This is a genomic window from Actinomadura sp. BRA 177 (assembly GCF_013372625.1).
In the GTDB taxonomy this organism is placed as follows: domain Bacteria; phylum Actinomycetota; class Actinomycetes; order Streptosporangiales; family Streptosporangiaceae; genus Spirillospora.
Window position 1 is genome coordinate 1 of sequence record NZ_JABXFD010000317.1, and the last position, 3076, is coordinate 3076.

At 71.5% G+C, this 3076-nt stretch carries 3 protein-coding genes; all 3 read left to right on the forward strand.

Annotated features, from left to right (window positions below; genetic code table 11):
• Positions 1–1255: lysine 5,6-aminomutase subunit alpha (locus HUX53_RS16105; RefSeq protein WP_176404018.1), on the forward strand; the 1255-nt coding region annotated here is incomplete at its 5' end.
• Complete coding sequence (locus HUX53_RS16110) at positions 1252–2076, forward strand: OAM dimerization domain-containing protein (RefSeq protein WP_176404019.1); 825 nt, start codon at positions 1252–1254, stop codon at positions 2074–2076. The genes HUX53_RS16105 and HUX53_RS16110, both read left to right, overlap by 4 nt.
• A complete protein-coding gene (locus tag HUX53_RS16115) occupies positions 2069–2464 on the forward strand; it encodes a hotdog domain-containing protein (RefSeq protein WP_176404020.1) in 396 nt (131 codons plus the stop codon). Before HUX53_RS16110 ends, HUX53_RS16115 begins: the two co-directional genes overlap by 8 nt.
• The last annotated feature ends 612 nt before the right edge of the window (positions 2465–3076 follow it).

Genomic DNA, 3076 nt, shown 5'->3' on the forward strand with positions numbered 1-3076 from the left:
AGCCGGTCGCGTTCGGCGCGGCGGCATGGCCCGCATCGACCGGCGCCGCGCCGAACGCGACCGGCTGCTCGCCGAGCTGCCCACGCCCGACGCGGCCGACCCGCCGCGCCCGCTGGTGTACCTGATCGTGGCGACCGGCGACATCTACGAGGACATCCCGCAGGCGCAGGCCGCCGCCCGCGAGGGCGCCGACATCGTCGCGGTGATCCGCTCCACCGGCCAGTCGCTGCTGGACTTCGTCCCCGAGGGCGCCACCCGCGAGGGCTACGCCGGCACCTACGCCACCCGCGAGAACTTCCGGCTGATGCGCGCCGCGCTGGACGACGTCTCCCGTGAACTGGGCCGGTACGTGCGCTTGACGAACTACGCGTCGGGCCTGTGCATGCCGGAGATCGCGACGCTCGCCGGGCTGGAGCGCCTGGACATGATGCTCAACGACTGCATGTACGGGATCATCTTCCGCGACATCAACCCGCGCCGGACGTTCATCGACCAGCGGTTCTCCCGGGAGATCCACGCCCGCGCCGGCATCGTCATCAACACCGGTGAGGACAACTACCTCACCACCGCCGACGCGGTCGACGCCGCGCACACCGTCATCGTCAGCCAGTTGCTCAACGAGCGGTTCGGGCACGAGGCGGGTCTGTCGGACGCGCAGCTCGGCCTCGGCCACGCCTTCGAGATCAACCCGGCGATCCCCGAGTCGTTCCGGATGGAGCTCGCGCACGCCCAGCTCGTCCGGGAGCTGTTCCCCGGCGCGCCGCTGAAGTACATGCCGCCGACCAAGCACATGACGGGCAACATCTTCGCCGGCTACCTGCTGGACGCCTTCTTCAACCTGGCGGGGGTGATGACCGGGCAGTCGATCATCCTGATCGGGATGATGACCGAGGGCATCCACACGCCGTGGCTGTCGGACCGCGACCTTGCGCTGGAGAACGTCCGCTACGTCCGCGACGCCTGCGGGAACCTCGCCGAGGACTTCATGCCCCGCCCGGACGGGATGCTCGTCCAGCGCGCCAAGCAGGTGCTGTCGGAGTCGGTCGACCTGCTGGGCCGCATCGCCGACGACGGGCTGCTGAACGCGATCGCCGAGGGCACGTTCGGCGTCACCCGCCGCCCGGCCGACGGAGGCAAGGGCCTGGACGGCGTCGTGCCCCGCGCCGACGGCTACTTCAACCCCGCCATCGAGATCCTCGACACCGAGGACCCGCACGCCGCCCACGCCGCCGCCGAGCAGGAGGTGCCCGCATGACGGTCGAGAGCCCCGGAACCGGAACCCAGGCCCCGGTCGAGCCCGCCGACACCCGGCAGGTCATCCGCCCCTACGGCGATACCACCGGCGACGGCATGGTGCAGATGTCGTTCACCCTGCCGATCCCCGCCGGCAAGCGCGCCGAGGCCGCCGCGCTGCAGCTCGCCGGGAAGATGGGCCTGGACCCGGCCAGCGTCGTGCACGCCAAGCCGATGGGGCCCGACTTCACCTTCTTCATCGTGTACGGGAAGGTGCGGCACCTGATCGACTACGCGTCCATCCCCGTCCCGGAGGAGCGCGCCTACCCGCTGCTGACCTCCCAGGAGGTGAACCTCGCGATCCGCGAGGGGCTGAACCGGCGCCTCGTCGTCGTCGGCGCCTGCATCGGCACCGACGCCCACACCGTCGGCATCGACGCGATCCTGAACGTCAAGGGGTTCGCGGGGGAGAAGGGCCTGGAGTACTACCGGGAGATCCAGGTCGTGAACATGGGCGCCCAGGTCACGGTCGAGGAGCTGGTGGAGCGCGCCAAGGCCGAGAACGCCGACGCCGTCCTGGTCTCCCAGGTCGTCACCCAGCGCAACGCGCACCTGCACAACACCAAGCAGATGGCGGCCGCGTTCCACGCCGAGTACCCGACCGCCGTCGCCGGCGGCATGGGACGGCCGCTGCTGGTGGTCGGCGGCCCCCGGTTCGACACCGTCACCGAGGCCGACCTCGGCGTCGACCGCATCTTCGGCAAGGGCACCACGCCCGCCGAGGTCGCCAGCTACCTCGTGCACACCCTGCTGCCCGCCGAGAACGGAGAAGACGATGAGTGACCCGCGCGAGGGGACGACCGTCACCCACCGCCGCTACATCCCCTACTCCCACGCCCACTACGCCGGCGACCTGGTGGACGGCGCCTACGTCCTCGGCCTGTTCGGGGACGCGGCGACGGAGCTGTGCATCCGCACCGACGGCGACGAGGGCCTGTTCGCCTCCTACACCGACGTCCAGTTCCGCGCGCCCGTCAAGGCCGGGGACGTGCTGGAGACCACCGCCGTGCTGGCCCGCGCTGGCACCCGCAGCCGCGCGATGGAGTTCGAGGCCCGCGTGGTGTGCCGGGGCCGCCCGGACAAGGGGGAGTCGGCCGCCGAGGTGCTGGCGGAGCCGATCGTCGCGGTCACCGCGTCCGGGACGGTGGTGGTCGCCGCGCCGGGCGGCTGACCCCCGTCGGCCGGATGCCCGCCCGCCACGCCATGATCGCCGATCTTCCGGACCGAATCACGGGGCGGTGATCATGACGTTGACCTGCGGTGACACGGTGTCACCGCAGACCATGCGGCTGTTGACAGCAGGCCGTGAGCCGGTAGTTTTGCTCCAGTCCAGCACGGGACTCACCGATCGGCCGCCCGAGGCGCCGCCGGGCACCGCACGACGACGGGGACGGGGATCACGCGAGTGGTCGGCTTCGTGCCCGCCTCAGCCAGTGCGGTGATCCGGGAGCGGGCCCGGGCGGAGCCGCCCGATCGCGCGGGGGGTTGGACCCGGGAAGGGCCCGGACATCCAGTAGAAAACGGAGCCTCGTTCTCACCGCCTGTGGGACGACTCCGGCCCGACGGATGTCGCGGGCCCCCTTCCGTGTCCCGACGACCCCCCCCCCCCCCCCCCGCCCCCCCCCCCCTTCCCCCCCGGCCCTCCCCTCCCCCCGCACCCCGCCCCGGCAGCCGCTCCCTTCGCCACTGCACTCCCTTCCCTCCCGACCCCACGCACAGCTACCGTTGTCTCCCGTCACCACACCCACGATATCACCACAAACACTAACCAACTATCGAGAAC

Coding starts and splice junctions, on each gene's coding strand:
- HUX53_RS16115 (WP_176404020.1), top strand. CDS start 2,069: ATGAGTGACCCGCGCGAGGGGACGACCGTCACCCACCGCCGCTACATC.
- HUX53_RS16110 (WP_176404019.1), top strand. CDS start 1,252: ATGACGGTCGAGAGCCCCGGAACCGGAACCCAGGCCCCGGTCGAGCCC.